Annotated in this window: 11 protein-coding genes and 6 pseudogenes; 10 read left to right on the top strand and 7 right to left on the bottom strand. The window is 47.7% G+C overall.

Features of this window, described 5'->3' with window-relative positions; genetic code table 11:
* Positions 1 to 618: 618 nt before the first annotated feature.
* The 3 genes and pseudogenes from J1784_RS26810 to J1784_RS01780 form a co-directional block, all read right to left on the bottom strand.
* A pseudogene (locus J1784_RS26810) lies at positions 619 to 1170 on the bottom strand (IS5 family transposase); the annotation flags it as partial.
* A gap of 443 nt (positions 1171 to 1613) precedes the next feature.
* Positions 1614 to 3389 (bottom strand): Ig-like domain-containing protein, encoded by a 1776-nt coding sequence (locus tag J1784_RS01785; protein ID WP_217147769.1) that lies wholly within the window; start codon positions 3387 to 3389, stop codon positions 1614 to 1616.
* A 292-nt stretch (positions 3390 to 3681) separates the two neighbouring features.
* Positions 3682 to 3849, bottom strand: a complete 168-nt coding sequence (locus tag J1784_RS01780; protein WP_217147768.1) for a fimbrial protein — start codon at positions 3847 to 3849, stop codon at positions 3682 to 3684.
* 48 nt (positions 3850 to 3897) lie between these two features.
* Here J1784_RS01780 and J1784_RS01775 point away from each other — a divergent pair.
* Both J1784_RS01775 and J1784_RS01770 read left to right on the top strand, forming a co-directional pair.
* Positions 3898 to 4717, top strand: a pseudogene (locus J1784_RS01775) (integrase core domain-containing protein).
* 15 nt (positions 4718 to 4732) lie between these two features.
* A pseudogene (locus J1784_RS01770) lies at positions 4733 to 5478 on the top strand (IS256 family transposase); the annotation flags it as partial.
* 81 nt (positions 5479 to 5559) lie between these two features.
* Here J1784_RS01770 and J1784_RS01765 read toward each other — a convergent pair.
* A pseudogene (locus J1784_RS01765) lies at positions 5560 to 5783 on the bottom strand (IS3 family transposase); the annotation flags it as partial.
* A gap of 439 nt (positions 5784 to 6222) precedes the next feature.
* Here J1784_RS01765 and J1784_RS01760 point away from each other — a divergent pair.
* Positions 6223 to 8433, top strand: coding sequence for an Ig-like domain-containing protein (locus tag J1784_RS01760; RefSeq protein ID WP_217147767.1), 2211 nt, complete (start codon positions 6223 to 6225; stop codon positions 8431 to 8433).
* Positions 8434 to 8791: 358 nt separating this feature from the next.
* Here J1784_RS01760 and J1784_RS01755 read toward each other — a convergent pair whose 3' ends face one another.
* From J1784_RS01755 to J1784_RS01745, 3 genes and pseudogenes are all read right to left on the bottom strand, one after another.
* Positions 8792 to 9121, bottom strand: a complete 330-nt coding sequence (locus J1784_RS01755; RefSeq protein ID WP_217147766.1) for a cupin domain-containing protein — start codon at positions 9119 to 9121, stop codon at positions 8792 to 8794.
* Positions 9122 to 9765: 644 nt separating this feature from the next.
* Positions 9766 to 9936 (bottom strand): annotated as a pseudogene (locus J1784_RS01750) (IS110 family transposase); the annotation flags it as partial.
* A gap of 141 nt (positions 9937 to 10077) precedes the next feature.
* Positions 10078 to 10961: pseudogene (locus tag J1784_RS01745) on the bottom strand (IS5 family transposase).
* A gap of 661 nt (positions 10962 to 11622) precedes the next feature.
* On the opposite strand from J1784_RS01745, the gene J1784_RS01740 reads away from it, so the two are divergent.
* The 7 genes from J1784_RS01740 to J1784_RS01710 all read left to right on the top strand — a co-directional run bounded on the left by J1784_RS01740 (position 11623) and on the right by J1784_RS01710 (position 18485).
* The gene (locus J1784_RS01740; RefSeq protein ID WP_420803945.1) at positions 11623 to 12159 is read left to right on the top strand and encodes a fimbrial protein; all 537 of its coding nucleotides are present in this window, start codon (positions 11623 to 11625) and stop codon (positions 12157 to 12159) included.
* Between the two features lie 132 nt (positions 12160 to 12291).
* A complete protein-coding gene (locus J1784_RS01735; protein WP_217147764.1) occupies positions 12292 to 12978 on the top strand; it encodes a fimbria/pilus periplasmic chaperone in 687 nt (228 codons plus the stop codon).
* Between the two features lie 84 nt (positions 12979 to 13062).
* Positions 13063 to 15651, top strand: coding sequence for a fimbrial biogenesis usher protein (locus tag J1784_RS01730; protein ID WP_217147763.1), 2589 nt, complete (start codon positions 13063 to 13065; stop codon positions 15649 to 15651).
* A complete protein-coding gene (locus J1784_RS01725) occupies positions 15648 to 16670 on the top strand; it encodes a fimbrial protein (protein WP_217147762.1) in 1023 nt (340 codons plus the stop codon). The genes J1784_RS01730 and J1784_RS01725 overlap by 4 nt, the downstream gene beginning before the upstream one ends.
* A gap of 10 nt (positions 16671 to 16680) precedes the next feature.
* A complete protein-coding gene (locus J1784_RS01720; protein WP_217147761.1) occupies positions 16681 to 17217 on the top strand; it encodes a fimbrial protein in 537 nt (178 codons plus the stop codon).
* A gap of 10 nt (positions 17218 to 17227) precedes the next feature.
* Positions 17228 to 17758: a fimbrial protein gene (locus J1784_RS01715; protein ID WP_238485345.1), complete on the top strand. Its 531-nt coding sequence runs from the start codon at positions 17228 to 17230 to the stop codon at positions 17756 to 17758.
* On the top strand, positions 17676 to 18485 hold the full coding sequence (locus tag J1784_RS01710; RefSeq protein WP_238485344.1) for a fimbrial biogenesis chaperone: 810 nt from the start codon (positions 17676 to 17678) through the stop codon (positions 18483 to 18485). The genes J1784_RS01715 and J1784_RS01710 overlap by 83 nt, the downstream gene beginning before the upstream one ends.
* The last annotated feature ends 205 nt before the right edge of the window (positions 18486 to 18690 follow it).

The following is an 18690-nucleotide window of genomic DNA, read 5'->3' as shown; positions in this document are numbered from 1 at the left end:
CCTCAGCGCTATCCCCAAAGGGAAGCGATATAGATTTATTGGCATAAAAATTAACCGACATATTCCTCTAAAATAATAAAGATTAAAAGTGCAGATAATTTAAAAGTAATTTTTCAAAACAAAAAAATGGCATAACTCATTGCTAATGTTGGAAATTCAAATTAACCATAATGTATATTTAAAATAACTACAATCCATCTAAATTGATGTTTCGCGAGAGATTATTTTTGATAAAAATAGTTCTCAAAACAATAACCCACAACAATAAATTAACATTAAAGATACACTATTCTGTTCTCACGACTTATATCATCATGATCCTGTGAGCAAGGATTGAACAACCTTTTTCCGGCTTTGTTGAATAAATCGGATTTAGATAAAAGCTCCCCTCGTCGCTGACTCCCTCAGGCAATCCGTACACTTTCTGGCATACCTGCACGCGTCATTTTGTTTAATGCGCGGATCATGGCCATAGCTTCTCCAACCTGCGCATCATAATTCCGCCACGTAAGATGCCCACCAAACAGTTGTGTTTACGCGGTACATCGCTGCTTCAGCCACCGAGCGCCGGTTGTAAGCCGTGTGCCATTTCCAGTACGCATTGCTCCCCGTCAGTCGTTACCTCGCCACCGTCTGATTTCTGTCGGCATATTCCACCGGCCAGTAACCGGCACGCGTTCGCTGCGGGATTAGCGCTTTAATTTTCCTTCGCCTTAGCTCGTCGTGGCACCGTCTGGTGTCATAAGCCCCGTCGGCGCAGGCAGCCCTGATTTTATTGTGCGTCTGACGGATAAGCCCCGGGAAGGCCTCTGCATCCGTCACGTTGTTCAGGGAGAGGTCAGCGCAGATAACCTCATGCGTACTGGCTTCCACGGCCAGATGCAGTTTCCGCCAGACGCAATGCTTTTCCTGCCCGTGTTTTTTCACCTTCCATTCCCTCTCACAGAAGACTTTTAAGCCGGTGGAGTCGATAACCAGGTGATCAATTGCACCTCTCGTGGGGCTTTTAAACGTGATGCTGACGGACTTAGCCCGCCTGCTGACGCAGGAGTAATCCGGCAACGGAGCGGGAGTTTCATTAAGGTAAAAACAAAGTCAATGAACCCCCTGTGCGGCACGCAGCGTGAGGCGAAAGACGCGTTTGAGCATCAGCACGGTGGAAATAGAGAGCTCAGAATAACGTTGCGGACGACCACGTGAAGATGTGCCGGGCTTTTCATACCAGGCCTGAAGGCCGACTCATCAAGCCATAATGTCAGTGAACCCCGGTTGACGAGCGCCTTGTTGTAGGTGGCCCAGTGGGTGATTTTGAACTTTTTTTGCCATGTGATATCGCTGCAGGATCAGGATAGTGGTGATCTGATCCTGACTACGGCCAAAAGTTTGATTTATTCAACAAAGCCATTGCTAAACGTGAACGCATAAAGAAACAGATCTATAAAAATAGAATAGTGACAATACCCCTCCCAAGGCGAGAGTGGCATTGTCACCGCTGTAAATTTATTTCGGATCTTACTTCAATAAAGTGATTTAATTACAGACATTATCAGTAGGGTAAATAATTTTTCACACTTTCTTAATATGAAAATCAACCCGCTGGATACACATTAGTTTCAGTGGTGTTCGAAATTAACACCGTGCTCAACCAATAGCTCGATATTAGAATCAACCACCCGATAAAGATCATAATCCACATTGTTGATAGTCAGATCGTGCTCTTCCCAGGTAGTCACTTGCATGTCGGATTCATTGAGTACCAAAGTGTCTCCGACATCGCCATGGACGGCAACTTGTATTTTACCATCAAGGAACATCAAGCTTTCTTTGCCACCATTCAATATATCGTCAAGCGAGACCTGAGCTTTATCAACGCTGCCACGACCCAAATGGATATGGCCATCTTCAATAGATGCATTACCGAGTGCTGCTGGCACGTTAATATCTAATGTATCGACGATGAGAGAAGGCTCATCTGACGTGACGGACTCATGTGCATCAACAGTAAAGTTAACCGCCTTGGAAGCCTCACTTGAATTACCCGCAGGATCAACCACCACCACTGTAAGACTATGGTTTCCATTAGCAAACGGTTCATCCGCAGTGAATGACCATGTCCCACGATCTGATGTCGTAGAACCAATTTCAATCCCATTGTCGTAGAAGAAGAGCGTGGTATGCTGCTCAACACCTTTACCGGAAAAGGTTAAAACATTCTTGTTGGTCGTGTTGTCGCTCGTCTCAAACCAGTTCATATGGCCTTCGCCATCCCAATTAATTAACCTTGAATAGTAAGCATCCGGAGCGACAGTATCAATTGCATCGGGTTGCACCTGATAGCTAAACGAAGTGCTATTACCACCTTGATCAAATACTACAACAAATTCATGAGTACCTAAGTATATTGAATCGCCCCAATCGTTTGAATACCCTACCCCGTAGTTGCCATTAGCATCAGGAATTACTACTTTACTACTTACCATTTTACCGTCGATATACAACGTTGAAGTTACATCACCATTGTCTGGATTGCCAACATGAAGGTTAATGTGAGTTAACCAGTTAGCAACATTGTTAACGCTGTAAAATGCACTTTCGCCATTTTCCAGATTCATCACGCTGCCGTGAACCGGGTCAGCCGTATAAGCATCAGTGACATAGAATTCGCTATGTCCCGTATCAATAGTGAAATGGAGTGCAGCTGATTCATCACTCTTATTACCAGCCGAATCCACAACGACAGTAGTGAAAATATGTGAACCATCTACCAGCGCGCTTTCTGGTGTGAATGACCAATTACCCTCTTCTGAAACAGTAGCGGAACCAATGATTTTACCATTATCAGAAATAATTACCGTGCTGCCCGCTTCAGCTTTCCCTGTATAAGTTGGTGTGTTGTCATGGGTACTTTTGTCATTTTGAATTTCGATGTTAAAGGCATTTGTATCATCGATTAGCACCAGATCAGTTGCATGTTGAGGCGCAACCACATCATCCGCATCAAGGTCTGTGGTGTAAATCGTATAGGGAAGAGAAACGGCAACTGCATCGGTTGCTGAATCCTGAACAACGGTCTGGAAAATATATTCATGCCCTGGTTCCAGCAACTTGGCTGGCGTAAACGACCAGGAGCCGTCAGCCTGCACTTCGGCAAATCCGGCTGGAATTGTATTTATAAAGAACTGAATCACCGTGCCGGACAATTCAGGCGCCACGAATCCGCTGAGAGTTGGCTTCAGATCATCGGTATAACCGAAATTGTTTACAACACCTGTAGTGGCACCAACATCATCCGTAACTGCATCGATATTAATTACACCTGGTTCTGCAGGAGTAGGAACCAAACTATTACCATTTATCGACTGTGAGGAAATGAGTTCACTTGTTTGCATGTTAGTATTTTGATTATATTTAGAGCTGTTAACAGTCACGCATCACCTATGTTTAAATAAAAAAATTACAATTAATTTGAGCGAAAATATTATCATTGCAAAACATGAATTTACATTGAATTTATTTAATTCCTAATTTAAAAAATATGTCATTTTACCAAAATAACAATCCGGAAAATTATTTAAAAATTATTAAAAACAATTGGATAGGGCATAAATATCATAGTGCAAGATTAAAATTGACTTAATCTAATTTTTTAAAAATATTATTTTTAATTAATAGCTTATATTGTTATTGCAGGTCAAAACACATGACTACCGTGGAGCTGCCCGCGGTGACGATGTCCTGTGTGGATTCATAGCGGAGATAGAAGGAGAGCGTATTGTCGCCCGGAGCCAGTGGAAAATCGGGCGGTGACGCGCTGTTAATGTAAGTATCCCACCAAAACGGCCCATTCACATTCAGAGATCCTCCGACATACTGATTATATCCCCCGAGGAGATCGCTATGCGTAAGATCCGATTCACCGAGCACCAGATCATCGCCGTTCTGAAGTCTGTCGAAGCCGGGCGTACTGTCAAAGATGTGTGCCACGTGGCCGCTATTTTCGAAGCCAGCTACTACAACTGGAAGGCGAAATATGGCGGGATGGAAGCCGCTGACATCAAAAAGAACAAAGATCTTGAGGACGAGAATCGTCGTCTGAAGCAGATGTTTGCCAATCTGAGTCTGAAACCACAAGCGTGTACACCGGATTTACTGTCTGTTTAAACTGAATTTTCGTCGTAACGGTAAACAACGCCTGCCGGTGTGCAACCCGACACCGCTGGCAACGCCGGAAGCAATTGGTCGATTGATTTTATGCGCGACGTGCTGACATGCGGCCGACGTTTTCGGACTTTTAACGTCGTCGATGATTTTAAACGCGAGGCTATGGCCATCGAAATTGACCTGAATATCCCGGCACAGCGCCTTGTGCGGGTTCTGGACAAATAGTGGCACACCGTGGATATCCGCTGAAAATGCGGATGGATTACGGGCAGGAACGGGTATCACTGGCTCTGGCGCAATGAGTTGAAGAGCATGGCGTTATCAAGCCGGGTAAGCCTACGCAGAACGCGTTTATCGAACGTTTTAACCGAACGTCCCGGACCGAAACACTGGATCTTTATCTGTTCAGAACGCGGAACGAAGCACGGGAAATAACGGAACGCTGGCTGAATGTATACAACAGTGAGCAGCCCATGAATCCCTGAATAACCTGACGCCGGAAGAATACCGGCTGATGGCTGAGAAGCCGGAAATCTCAAAAGATGTGTGGAACTAAAACGAGTGTGCTTACAGGGTGACAGAGTGGCAAAACTGACCTATGGATGCACTGTATCCCATTGTTTATCTTTACTGTATCGTTGCGGCAGCGTGATTAACAAAGCCGTATTCCTCGCCCTGGGCATTCACACTGAAGGCCAGAAAGAACTGTTGGGCATGTGGCTGGCAGAAAACGAAGGGGCGAAGTTCTGGCTCAGTGTACTGACAGAGCTTAAAAACCGGGGGCTTCAGGATATCCTGATTGCCTGCGTGGACGGGCCGAAGGGCTTTCCGGATGCGATAAACAGCGGTTATCCTCAGACGCACATCCACCATATGGTGCGCAACAGCCTGAAATACGTGTCGTGGAAGGACTACAAAGCCGTCACCAGCGGGCTGAAAATGGCGTATCAGGTTCCGACAGAGGAAGCCGCGCTCATGGCACTGGATACGTTCGCGGGTCTCTGGGACGAAAAGAAATAACTGCAAATCAGCAAAAGCTGGCGTGCGCACCGGGAAAATCTCAACACCTTCTTCGGCTACCCGGCCGATACCCGTAAGGCCATCTACACCACGAATGCCATCGAGTCGCTGAACAGCGTGATCCGACAGGCGATAAAGAAACGCAAATTGTTCCCGACAGACGACTCGGTGCGAAAAGCTATTTATCTGGCGATCAAGGATGCTTCAACGAAATGGAGTATGCCGATCCAAAACTGGCGGCTGGCGATGAGTCGTTTTATTTTCGAGTTCGGTGACCGCCTGAGCGATCACCTTTAATGCGATGGCAGTTACACAGAATTATTTATAGGGTCAACTTACGTCAAAATCGGTGTTGCAAAAACGGGAGTGACCATAGATTCCGTTTTCAAAGCGGATCTCTACAGCAGCGATTTTTAGCGCCTGTGAGTATCGCTGTCTCGATTTTAATTCTCTGGGTAATTCGCCAGTTTCTTCATAAATTATCACCCTGCGACCGAGCTGTTTTATGGATGAATATCCCAATTCTCTGATGACCACAGAGGCTTTTTTGCCATATCAGTATAGAGTTCAACAGCCCGAACCCTGTCCTCATATAAATGCATTAACTCTCTCCTGTGAGTGCAAGAAATCGCCCGCCCCCGTGATATCCTACATTAACAGGGATACGATTGTCGGCGATAATAGATATAATACCCCAGAGTTATACTGAATAAATATTTAAGCTCTAGCCGCAATCTTTTGCGGCCTTTTTTTATTTATCCAATCAGGTTTTGTTATAATATAAAACAAGGCGGGACAATCCTCAACCTGGTCATGACTTCCATTAATTTCTTTATTTTCATTAGCATAGGTTAATTCTCATTCTCTCTTCATGCTTTGGTGCTTTTGTTCTATTTATTGAATGCGCTTATTTAAATTTCGATCATTCCTCTGGCTCACAACCTCCGTTATGCTGCGCCGAGGTAATCTTTACCTATCCCTGAAATATCGTTCTTTATTAACGCCGCTTCTGCAATCAACAAATAACGGAGTACAGAACAGATGTCTGATATTGACAAAACTAAAGAAAGCACCATTGCGGCACCTGGGGCCGATTTTTCCACTTATATTCACATTGACAGCATTACTGACAATACCGGCACCAATCAGGGTGTGGTAGCTGATGGCGGTCTGACCGATGACCTGCAGCCCACCCTCTCCGGTTATCTGCCGGAAGCGCAAGGGCTTCAAATTCGTGTTTTCCTCAATGGCTCCGTGGTGGGCTACACCGTGGTGCGCAATGACGGCAATTGGTCGTACACTCCGGAGACACCGTTAATCGCGGGAACCGAAAACACGTTCCAGGTCGTCCTGATGGACTCGGCTAACGGCAACACGCTGTGGCTCTCCAACGAGTACAACATTATCACCACAGAACCCAACCAGGATGGCGGTATTCCTCCTGCGCCGGAAATCAAGAGCGTGGTGGATGACGTTAAAGGTTATAACGGCTTCACCGGCGCACTACATAACGGCGATGCGACCAACGACGCGCGTCCGACGCTGTCAGGCACGGCCACCGCAGGCTCAACGGTCAACATTTATGCCGACGGCAACGTGATTGGCTCCACCACAACAGCCGCTGACGGCAGCTGGAAATTCACCCCTGACAAAAATCTGACCGACGGCACGCACGCCCTGACGGCAAACGTGGTGACCGCCGGCGGCGAAAGCGCACCGACTGACGCCTTTACCATCACGGTAGATACTGTTATCAGTAAGCCGGTAATCGACAGCGTGACCGATAATCAGGGCAACACCCAGGGTAACGTGGTCGACGGGGGTAAAACCGACGACAGCCAGCCGGTACTGACCGGACATGCTGAGGCCAACAGCCGGGTGGATATCCACGTATTTGGCCCAAACGGCAAACAGCTTTACTACCAGAGCGTGCACTCCGATGCGGACGGCAACTGGAGCTACCAGCCGAAAGAGTTCACTACTCAGGGCGCCTATTCCTTTGGCATCAGCGGCATCGACCATGTAGGTAACGCCTGGACGGATTTCGGCCACAAGTACACTATTGAGTTTGTCGGCAGCAACCAGGACAGCAATGACACCACTCCTCCGGCAGCCCCAGTTATCACAAATGCTTATGATGATGTGGGTGTGCGGACCGGTAACGTGGTAAACGGGGGTAAAACCGATGACGATAAACTGAAATTAACCGGAACGGCGGAAGCTGACAGCACGGTGACCATTAGTCATATTATACAGTCAACCGGTCAGTCTTACACAGATGGCACCGTTGTTGCTGATGCCAACGGACACTGGACCTTCGACATGGTCAAGGGTTTCCAGGATGTTTACTCTAATCGTATTTTCACGGCAACAGCAACAGATACAGCCGGTAACACCAGTTCAGAAAGCAGCCCATATATAGTAAATTATGTCAGAAGTAATCAGGATACCAATTTTTCATCTGGCTATGAGGATTTTGAAAACTACGCCGGCCAGTATTGGTATAACGAGTTCACGACTCAATCCGGATTGCACTTTATCGGCACTCAACCGAATTCCTCAGCAGAATCCATTGGTCATTTCAATAACGACAGTCAGAATCACGGACAATTTCTGACATTCGCACAAGGAAAGGCAGATCACCTTACTGTTGAGCTCCCTGGAATCGCTAAAGAATTGTCCTTTGATTATACCTACGCGTCGGGTCATGAATACGTCACGTTATACAATGCTGATGGTAATAAGATTGGTTCATCGCGTCTGGATAGCCTTGGCACCACAGATAGCGGGCTGACTCAAACCTGGCATACATTTAGTTTCTCTGCTCCTGGTGATAGCGAAATTGCTTATTTTACTGTAACGCAGACTGATTCTTATGAGAATACTCGAATTTATATGGATAACATTAAGTGGACATCTCCAGATACGCAGGAGAAAACTCAGGACTATTCCATGCATGTTAATCAATATGATGTCACCAATAATACGCAGGATACGCTCCAGCTAAGCTTGAATGATATTCTCAATGAAATGCATCCGAACCTGTTTATTCAGGACGGCAAGCAGCAGATGGCTGTTACCGGTGATGCGGGTGATGTGGTTGAACTGAAGGTCGAAGACCTGGCTCACAACACCTGGCAGGATACCGGGACAGTGACGGCAGGTGGCATTCAGTACGAGGTGTATCAGCACACGGGCAGTGATGTCGAACTGCTGGTTCAGCACGGACTGGAGCTACATCAGGTTTCCTGAAGCAGCGTGTTAACTCTGATGTAATAAATCCCTGGCTTCAGCCGGAGACAATGAAATGGTCACCTCCACCCTGTGAGCGGTTCGCTGATGGGGTGTTTTTCGTTCAGATATTTCGCACGCTTCTCCCCGAAAAATGCCATGTAGTGGTAAGCCGCGGATACCCGCTGAAAATGCGGAATAATACCAGCTGATGACTGAGAAGTGATGATCTCCTCCCTGAAAAAAGTGCCTGGAACTAAAGCTGGGTACTTACAAACATTACACCCATGCACAAACTTACGTGGCGTTTGAAGTCAAACCCTACATTCTCGTACGATTAGACTTCAAATCTCTTTATTTTCCGATTCCTGACGCCCCTCTATTTCGTCAGTTGGTCGATCAGATCCTGGCGCACTGGCGTCCAGGCAGTCAGAACTTTCCCTGGCGTATCCGGATGGCAGGTTATATTGTGCGGCTGATTGGGTGGAATCCGAATTGCCTCTCCGGCACGAAGTGTGGTCACTTCGCCATTACACATAAAATCCAGCACCCCACTTACCACGTAGTTCACTTCCTCATGAGGATGCTGATGAATGCTCGCGACTGCCCCTGCAGGGAGGTCTAAATCCGCAACGGTCAATTTATCGCTGTTGCTAAGAATATGGATTGCTACGTCCCCAAATTGCAGAGTATTTTGTTGTTTTGTCACTATGTCACCTTCCTGTAGTTTACGGTTAGCCTTGCGACCATCATTTTGCGCACTTCAGCTTCTTTTTGTTCTCCGGGCAATTTTCTGCCCTCTGGAAAAACAGGGACAAGTTTATTCGCGTGAGAGTAAAAAAATCCTCCGGTGACCGGCCACTCTTTCATTATTGCCAGTCATATATGGCTTGCTAAATATCTCAACACATCCCTTTTATTAATATATATGGGCTTGTAACGATATATCTATTGAAGTGTATTTATCAACCTGTTTGTTGGAATATCATTCACGCATAAGATATTTCGCACCCAATTAAGAAATTTCACATAGTAATTGTCTTTTTTTTGCGGCACGAACTAGCCTTCATAGATACAGTTATGCTGTTCATTTTCAATGAAGTAATTTAAAAAACGAGAAGTGTATGGATAACTAAAGAATTGACATCGAACAGTGAATCAGCCAGTGATGCAGATGAAAATTTTACTATTTTGTAAAACGATTATAGAATATTTAAATTGCAGAAATAACATACCCTGCTATCAAATAGGTGCGATAACACAGAAATTAAGATGGCAAATAGAATACTTTAGAGGTTCCAATGAAAAGAAAGTTTAACTTCCGCTTCACGTCCTGAGACATTGACAAGCTTTTTATGGCCTAAGTAAGGGCGAGTGTCGCGCTTCGAGTGCCAAGAAATATTTCGCTTCATCGTAGCGGGTTCTGGTCTTCCAGCAACGGTAAATGGTCCTTATCTATTTAAACTCCAGAGCCAGGATGGCTGATTGATGCAATTTCCCTTTGTCTCGCTGGCCTTGGAAATATGGCCATATCAATATGTTAAGTCATTACAAGGTGATGAAAGGTGAGTTAATGTCATTAAATCAAAAGGTTAATAAATATATTGACGCTTGGCTTAGGTTTTCGCCCCATTTGACCTCAACCCCCTGTAATAGCTCCGGCTCTCAGACGATACGCACACAATCTGGCATCCCTGCACACGTCATTTTGTTTAAGGCACGGATCATGGCCATCGCTTCTCCAACCTGAGCATCATAATCCTGCAACGTTGGATGCCCACCGAACGCCGGTTATAAGCCGTGTGCCATTTCCAGTAAGCATTGCTCCAGGTAAGCCATTGCCTCGCCACCGCCTGATTTCTGTCGGCGTACTCCGCCGGCCAGTAACCGGCACGCGTTATCTGCGGGATACGAGCGCCGATTTTCTTGCGCCTGCGCTCCTCAGGGCACCATTTTGTGTCGTAAGCACCGTCTTCCGAAGCCACCTTAATTTTGCGATGAGTCTGCCGGATAAGCCCCGGGAAGGCCTCCGCATCGGTGACGTTGTTCAGGGATAAATCGGCGCAGATAACCTCGTGGGTGTCTGCGCCCACCGTCAGGTGCAATTTTCGCCAGATGCGGCGCTTTTCCTGACCATGTTTTTTCACCTTCCACTCTCCTTCACCGAAGACTTTTAATCCGGTGGAGTCAATAACCAGGTGAGCAATTACACCTCTCGTGGGACTTTTAAACGAGATGCTGACGGATTTAGCCCGCATGGTGACGCAGGAATAATCCTGACAACGAAGCGGTAGCTTCATCAGGGTGAAAATGGAATCAATAAATCCCTGAGCAGCCCGTAGCGTGAGGCGAAAGACGCGTTTGAGCATTAATACCGTGGAAATGGAAAGTTCGGTATAACGTTGGGGACGGCCCCGCGAAGTAGTTTTTGGTTCGTCGTACCAGGCTTGAATGGCGGACTCATCAAGCAAGAACGTCAGTGATCCCCGGCTGACGAACGCCTTGTTATAGGCGTTACAGTTGGTGATTCTGAACTTTTGTTTTGCCATAAGATACCGCCAGCAGGCACAGGAAGGTGGTGATTTGATCCTGATTGCGGTCAAAAGTTCGATTTATTCAACAAAGTCGTATGGCAGCGGAAATAGCCATCATCAGCATGACCTTTTTATTCATCATAATATCCCTTAGGATTTATATTGACTTAGAATCCCCGTGCTTTGGGTAAAAAAAGTTTACCTACCGTATAATTTACCGGCAACTTAGTATTTTCAAAAAGCGACATCATGAAGGTCATGTATTACAACAACTCATTGTTTAAAATATTATTTTAAGTATTTCAAAACGCATTTATAGCGAAATAGCAGTCCTCCGCACTGGCAACGCCACCATAAATTACTCTGTTCAATCATGAATTTATACTCTTTTAAAATGATTGCATTAACAATTCTAATTATTTAAATATTCTGTTTTGTTTTTTAATATCAGGCGGTTGGAAGATCGTTAATGAATGGTTGTTTATTCGAATTTTAAGACCGCCTTGTTTTATAATTCCATGGCTATTAACATTCGTTTCGAGATGGCTATCGGATAGATTCAATTTTAAATGGCAGAAATACCCGTTTACTTATTTCGGAGTTTCATGCCGGCGAAGTCATTATATTATCAGTACGACAACTCATCGTTTTTATATATCAAGGAGCAGTGATGAAATTGGATAAAGTTGCCTATTCGTTGGCTATTTCTCTGGCACTCGCAAGTGCCGGTGCGATTGCAGATACCACTACCGTATCAGGTGGGACCATTAATTTTGAAGGTAAGGTTGTGAACGCGGCGTGCTCTGTTGCGGCTGATTCTGTTAATCAGACCATCACGCTGGACGACGTTAAGGTGTCCAAACTCGCGACCAGTGGTGAAGTATCCGGCCAACCGGTAGCTTTTCAGATCGTAATTGCCGATTGCGACACCACCGTGATGAAGAACGTTTCCGTTTCGTTCAACGGCCAGTCGGATGCTACTTCAGCAGGTGCTCTGGCTAACAACGCCGGTGCGGGTGCGGCAACTAACGTTGGACTGCAACTGTACGGCCCTGACGGCAAGCCCCTGGCCCTGGGCATTGAATCTTCCACCGTTCCGTTGACAGGTGAGCAAAACACCGTGCCATTCAGCGTTGACTACATCGCTACAGGTGATGCCGCCACCGCAGGCACAGTGGCGGCCACCGCCACCTTCAGCATGAACTATTCGTAAAAGTAAAACGAGTGTTCTTCCGCCGGACGTGGAGGAACACTATTGTCTGCGGGCAGAACATTAGATCCGAAATAACGTCGCATTAAAGGTTAACTACGTATGAATGCCAGTAATAATCAATATAAAAAAATAATGTTCAACCGAAAAGTGGTCATCACTTTGACTACCGGTTTACTGGCGGGAATGCTGATGTCTTCTGCTGTTGCCGGAGGCATTTCTCTGGGTGGCACTCGGGTCATTTATCTGGAGGGTGCGCGCGAAGCGACCTTATCGCTTTCCAATACTTCGGATAATAATCTTTATTTAATCCAGTCGTGGATTACGCAGGAAAATGGCGTGAAATCCGTAGATTTTATCCTGACTCCCCCGCTGTTTACCCTGAAGCCACATAAAGAAAATAGCCTGCGGATCATGTATACCGGTCCGGCTTTGCCAACAGATAGGGAAACCGTTTTTTATCTCAACAGTAAAGCTATTCCTTCCGTTAAAAAGAAAGATATCAGCGGGAATACCCTGCAAATTGCCACGCAAAGCGTGATTAAAGTCTTTATGCGCCCGGCTGATTTGCCGTCAACGTCGCTGGATGCGCCAAAGCATCTGACCTGCAAAGTGGCCGCCGGAAATGTCACTGTGACCAACCCCTCTCCTTATTATGTCACGCTGGTGGGTTTCACCGTCGGCGGGAAAAAATTGCCTAACTCGATGGTTTCCCCGAAAAGCTCGCTGAGCGTTGCGGTTCCCGGTCAGGGTTCTGGGGCGGTCAGTTTCCAGACTGTCAATGATTATGGCGCGAATACTGCCAGACAGTCCTGCGTTTAAACCGCATCAGATACCAATATTTGGCAAAAAATCACACCTTAAATATCTTAGGGATAAGCGGATTGGAAAAGGAATTCACCTCCAATGCTGACTGTTAAATACCCGCTCTCTGCATTGGCTATATTAATCGCATTTTATTCAGTGAATAGTTTTGCAGAAGAGTATTTTAATCCTGCCTTTTTATCTGATGACCCCTCAGCAGTGGCTGATTTGTCCCGGTTTGAGGGCGGGTCCCAAGCACCAGGCATATACCGTGTGGATATTTATCTTAATAATACCTTTCAGTCACGAAAGGATATTCAGTTTCTGCCTGCACCCTCCGCCGCCGCCATCGACACGGATGATACTGGCCTTGTCCCATGCCTGACGCCTGCCCTGCTGACAAAAATGCGTGTGAACATAACAAATCTGCCTGCACTGAAAAACGTCAAACTAGACGCTTGTCTGGAATTGCCTAAAGTGGTCAAAGGTAGCGCCACCCGCTTTGATTTCGCAAATCTACGCCTGGATATAACCGTTCCACAGGCGATGATGATGAATTCGGCACGCGGCTATATTCCGCCGTCTCAATGGGATGAAGGCATTAATGCCCTGATGCTGAATTATAATTTCACCGGCTCAAACAGCGATGACGGCAACGGTTCGGATTCCGACATTTTATTTCTTGGGCTTAACAGTGGGATCAATGTTGGCGCGTGGCGACTGCGGGATTATTCGACCTGGAACTACAACAGCAACCGGCTGGGCAATAAAAGCCAAATCCAGCACATCAATACCTGGGTCGAGCGGGCAATTATTCCTCTGCGCAGCGAACTGGTAATGGGAGACAGCACCACACCCTCTGATGTCTTCGACAGTCTGGGTTTTCGCGGCATGCAACTGGCCTCGGACGATAATATGTTACCCGATAGTTTGCGTGGATTTGCGCCGACTATCCGCGGGATTGCACACAGCCATGCTCGCGTCACCATCCGGCAAAACAGCTACATCATTTATCAAAGCTACGTCCCGCCCGGTGCTTTTGCAATAACCGATTTATTCCCGACCTCTTCAAGCGGGGATCTGGTGGTGGAAGTCAAAGAATCCGACAGCAGCATCAACATATACACCGTGCCCTACTCTTCTGTGCCTGTATTGCAGCGTGAAGGACATATTAAGTACGCGCTTACCGCCGGTAAATATCGCACTAATTCCGTTCAGCAAGAGGAGGTGGGTTTCGCACAGTCGACGGCTATCTGGGGGCTACCTGCCGGATTTACCGCCTATGGCGGTTTTCAGGCAGCACAGCATTACAAAGCGCTGGCGCTCGGCACAGGCGTGAATATTGGTGAATTTGGCGCGCTGTCGTTTGATTTAACGCAGGCCACAAGTGAACTGGCTGATGAGAGCACACACCACGGTTCTTCGTTACGATTTTTGTACAGCAAATCACTGCAAAACATGGGAACCAGCTTCCAGCTGATCGGTTATCGATACTCAACTGAAGGTTTTTACACGCTGGAGGATACCACCCGAAAGCAAATGAAGGGTTTTGCGGACGATGGTGAGATTGAAGACCCACAAATTCAGGAAACTATCACTGACTATTACAATCTCCAAGATACTAAACGCGACAAAATACAGCTCAACGTCTCACAGCAACTGGGAAGTAACGGCTCCCTGTACGTCAGCGGCAGCCGTCAGAGTTACTGGCGATCAGGTGAACTGAACACCCTGCTGCAAACTGGCTACAGCGGGAATCTTTACGGTGTGTCCTGGACGCTGAACTACAGCTACAACAAAATTCCGGGCATGAATGACGCAGACCAACGGGTTGCAATAGGAATTTCCATTCCGCTCAGTCAGTGGTTGTTCCTGTCCAGCGACATCACCCACCAGAGCCACAGCGCCTATGCGACCACCAGTATCAGTACAGATATGCATGGAAACACAACGGAAAGTTCCGGGGTCAACGGCACGTTACTTGAGGACGATAACCTCACCTACAGCGTTCAGCAGGGTTATCAGAATAACGGCGGTGGTTCAAACGGCGCGGTCAGTGCAGATTATAACGGCGCCTGGGGCAATGGAAATATCGGCTACAACTACAGTAATGGCAGCGGTTACCAGCAGGTGAACTACGGACTGAGCGGCGCGGTTGTCGCTCACCGCAACGGCATCACGTTATCCCAGCCACTGGGCGATACCAATGTTCTGATCGCCGCGCCGGGTGCGGATGATGTCAAAGTCGAAGACAGTACAGGGATCCGCACAGACTGGCGTGGCTACGCCATTGTGCCTTATGCCACCACCTACCGCATGAACCGGCTGGCGCTGGACACGACCTCCCTGCCTGAAAACGTCGATCTTGAAGAATCCGTTGTCAGCGTAGTACCGACGCGTGGTGCACTGGTGCGTGCCAAATTCAGCACCCATGTTGGCGCACGGGCGCTGCTGACCTTAACACATGCAGACAATGTTGTTCCTTTTGGCGCGCTGGTGACAACAGAAGATGGCAACAGCAGCATTGTTGGCGATGACGGGCAAGTGTATCTTTCTGGACTGGCGGATCACGGGCAACTCACCGTCAGCTGGGGTAAAGCAGCGTCGCAGCATTGCGTGGCGCATTATTCTCTGGCTGCGGGTACCACCAGCCAGGCGATTACTAAACTTACAAGGGCCTGCGGAACATGAATTATCGTCAGATAAAAAAACTCCTTTTGCTTGGATTACTTCCATTACTGTTTACCGGCTACGCGGGGGCTTATACCTATACCTGTACGGGGAAAAACGGCTCGCCTAAATCGATAAACGTAAATTTCGGCGATGTCACGATTAATGATCCCGAGAAAAATGTGGCCGGGCAGATGCTTGACAATGCAGATTCATGGAATGTGGGCGGACGTATTCCCGTCAAATGCGATGAACCTTCCGGCCCTCGTTACCGGCGTTTTACCGCATCCTCTCCTTTGCCTGCTTCCGAAAATGACGGAACACGACAATGGTATCGGATCACAGATTATCTCGACACAGCCATTAATATTGCTGTTCAGGGCAATCGCTACGTTCCTTTCAAAAATGTCCGTGGCGGCGGCGCTAATGATGCAGCAGGCAATACCAGCATGCCCGCAGGCGCAACGGGGTATCTTGATTTAAAAATCATGAAACCCTTTATCGGGACAACATCGTTCAGTAACGTCATCGTCGCGGAAATCTTCCTCTCCAAACAGAGTGGAACCTATAGTCCTGAGCCCATTGCCCGGATTACTTTGAGTGGCAAAGTTGTCGTGCCCCAGAACTGCACAATCAACGCAGGGACAGTCATGTCTGTGAACCTCGGCACGTTATATTCCAGCGACTTTAAAACGGCAGGCGAAATGCCTGCCGGTTACACCCCAAGAACACTTACCTTTCCTGTTAAATGCAGCGGTGTTGAGGCCTACGCTAATCTGACACTACGCTTGCAGGGCACAACCTCTGCCGGTGTGATAAATGCGTTGCAATCCGATAACCAAGATATTGGCGTGGTCATTACTGACGAAACGGGTAACCCGGTCATTCCAAACGACCAAAGCAGCGCAATCTCTTTCGACCTGGATGAAAATTTTGAATCCAATGTCACCTTACATGCCTATCCTGTGGGAACTAGTGGCAATATTCCTGCCGAAGGTCCCTTCACTACGCTTGCCTATTTGCGGATCGACTTTGCATGAGGACGCAAAAATGAAGAATCTTCGCTGTTATCCGCTGCTATCAGGCATTCTTCTGAACCTGATATCAGCATCTGCGCTGGCCGAGAGTTATAATTTGCAACTGACGGGCACCATTTTGTCGCGAAGCTGCGAAGTCGACAGCAGCAGCCAGAAGCAGACCGTCAAAATCGGTGAGTTTTCAATCTATGATTTTTCTTCAACGGGCAGCGTCAGCCGCTCTAAGCCATTCAATATTATCCTGAAAGACTGCGGTTCGGCGGCGACCGGCGCGGTGCTGAGTTTTACCGGCATCAACGATGCGGCAGATCCTGCCTTGCTGGCGCTGAGCGACACCGGCGGCACAGGCGCAATGGCCAGCGGCATCGCAGTGCAAATCCTCAACGATACCCAACAGCCGCTCGACTTAAATAGCGCTTCGCCCCCCACTTATGCACTGCTTCCGGGCGACAACACGCTCTCATTTTATCTGCGCTACAAATCCACAAAGGACGTCGTGACTGCGGGCAATGCTACGGCAGTGATGTATTTCGACCTGCAATATCAATAAGAAGATTTCGATGAAAGATAAACAACCGGCACGCATAGCCGTGCTGATGGCAATGTCGCTGTGGGCGGAAAATACGCTGGCTCACGACGGGGAAATCAACATCAGCGGTAAAATCGTAGATAAAACCTGCACCGTTTCAGCAGACTCCACACAAGTTCTGGTCAGTCTTGGCAGCGTTGCCAGCAAGCAGTTTGCCCGCCCCGGCGACGGCACGCGCTATGAGCCGTTTTCCCTGCATCTGGAAAAATGCGGTTCCACCGCCAGCCATGTCAGCGTGACGTTCACCGGCACCCCGGACAGCCATGACCCTGCTCTGCTGGCTCTGACTCAGGAAGCAGGCAGCGCCACCGGAATGGGTATCGCGCTCTATGACAGCAACAAAAATCAGATCCCGATGATGCAGGCTGAGGCAGGCACAGATTTGGTGCCTTATGAAGCTACCGTCACGTTGAATTTTTATGCCCGTTATCTTGCCAACGGCGATGTGGTTTCCGCCGGAGAAGCCAACGCCGCAACGACATTTGTGCTCAATTATGCGTAGTGTGTGTCTGTTGCTCCTGGCCTTACTTTGCGTCAGTTCTGCCGCGCGGGCGGGCGTGGTGATTGGCGGAACCCGCGTTGTCTATGGGGAAAATAAGAGTGGGAAACAATCTGGTGTTTCGCTGTCATTACGTAACAACAGCGATTATCCGTGGCTGATAAAAAGCCTGGTCATCTCAGGCGGGGTGTGGCCCGGCACGGTCAAATCAAATGAAAAATCGCCGTTTATCATCACCCCCCCCCTGTTTGTCCTGAAAGGCGGAAGGGAAAGTGCGGTGCGCATTATCAACTTGCAGGATAACCTGCCGAAGGATCGGGAAAGTTTGTTTACCCTGACTATCGCGTCTATTCCCTCCGGCAAAATATCCGGCAACAGCGTACAAATCGCCGTGCGTTCACAGCTGAAACTGCTGTATCGTCCGGCCTCACTGAAGGGAAATGTCAAAGAGGCTTATAAGAAGCTGCGCTGGAAACGAACCGCTAAACGGCTGATTATCGAAAACCCGACACCCTATTACGTCACCTTGTTTGATGTACAGATTAACGGCCATCCGATACGCAATGCCGGAATGGTCGCCCCCTTTAGCAAGCGCGAAACCGCCTGGTGCCAGCAAAAAAATGCCGCATGCCCGATAAGCTGGAAGTCCATCAACGATTATGGCGGCATCACACCGGCAGTCTCATTGCGTGCCGGTGACACATGGAGCGCGATAAAACCTCAATCCTGAGAAGCGGTCACTTTCTGGATTTCCGCCACTAACTGCCGGAAGCTATCATTTTTAGCGAAGGATGATGGTAGTGAACATAGTGATCTCCTCCCTGAAAACAGTGCCAGTCTAAACTGAAGTATCCGGTCTTTCTTTCATCTCACTGAGAGGCATATCAACCATGAAAAAGACCCGTTACACCGAAGAACAAATAGCCTTTGCCCTT

This window comes from Rahnella ecdela, assembly GCF_019049625.1.
GTDB classification, from domain to species: domain Bacteria; phylum Pseudomonadota; class Gammaproteobacteria; order Enterobacterales; family Enterobacteriaceae; genus Rahnella; species Rahnella ecdela.
Note: the sequence above shows the minus strand (reverse complement) of the source record. Positions and strands in the feature narration are given on the sequence as shown.

What these genes read in the sequence shown, in the direction of transcription:
- J1784_RS01715 (WP_238485345.1), top strand. Translation starts at nt 17,228, where the DNA reads ATGAAAGATAAACAACCGGCACGCATAGCCGTGCTGATGGCAATGTCG.
- J1784_RS01710 (WP_238485344.1), top strand. Translation starts at nt 17,676, where the DNA reads ATGCCCGTTATCTTGCCAACGGCGATGTGGTTTCCGCCGGAGAAGCCA.
- J1784_RS01730 (WP_217147763.1), top strand. Translation starts at nt 13,063, where the DNA reads ATGCTGACTGTTAAATACCCGCTCTCTGCATTGGCTATATTAATCGCA.
- J1784_RS01720 (WP_217147761.1), top strand. Translation starts at nt 16,681, where the DNA reads ATGAAGAATCTTCGCTGTTATCCGCTGCTATCAGGCATTCTTCTGAAC.
- J1784_RS01785 (WP_217147769.1), bottom strand. Translation starts at nt 3,389, where the DNA reads ATGCAAACAAGTGAACTCATTTCCTCACAGTCGATAAATGGTAATAGT.
- J1784_RS01725 (WP_217147762.1), top strand. Translation starts at nt 15,648, where the DNA reads ATGAATTATCGTCAGATAAAAAAACTCCTTTTGCTTGGATTACTTCCA.
- J1784_RS01735 (WP_217147764.1), top strand. Translation starts at nt 12,292, where the DNA reads ATGTTCAACCGAAAAGTGGTCATCACTTTGACTACCGGTTTACTGGCG.
- J1784_RS01760 (WP_217147767.1), top strand. Translation starts at nt 6,223, where the DNA reads ATGTCTGATATTGACAAAACTAAAGAAAGCACCATTGCGGCACCTGGG.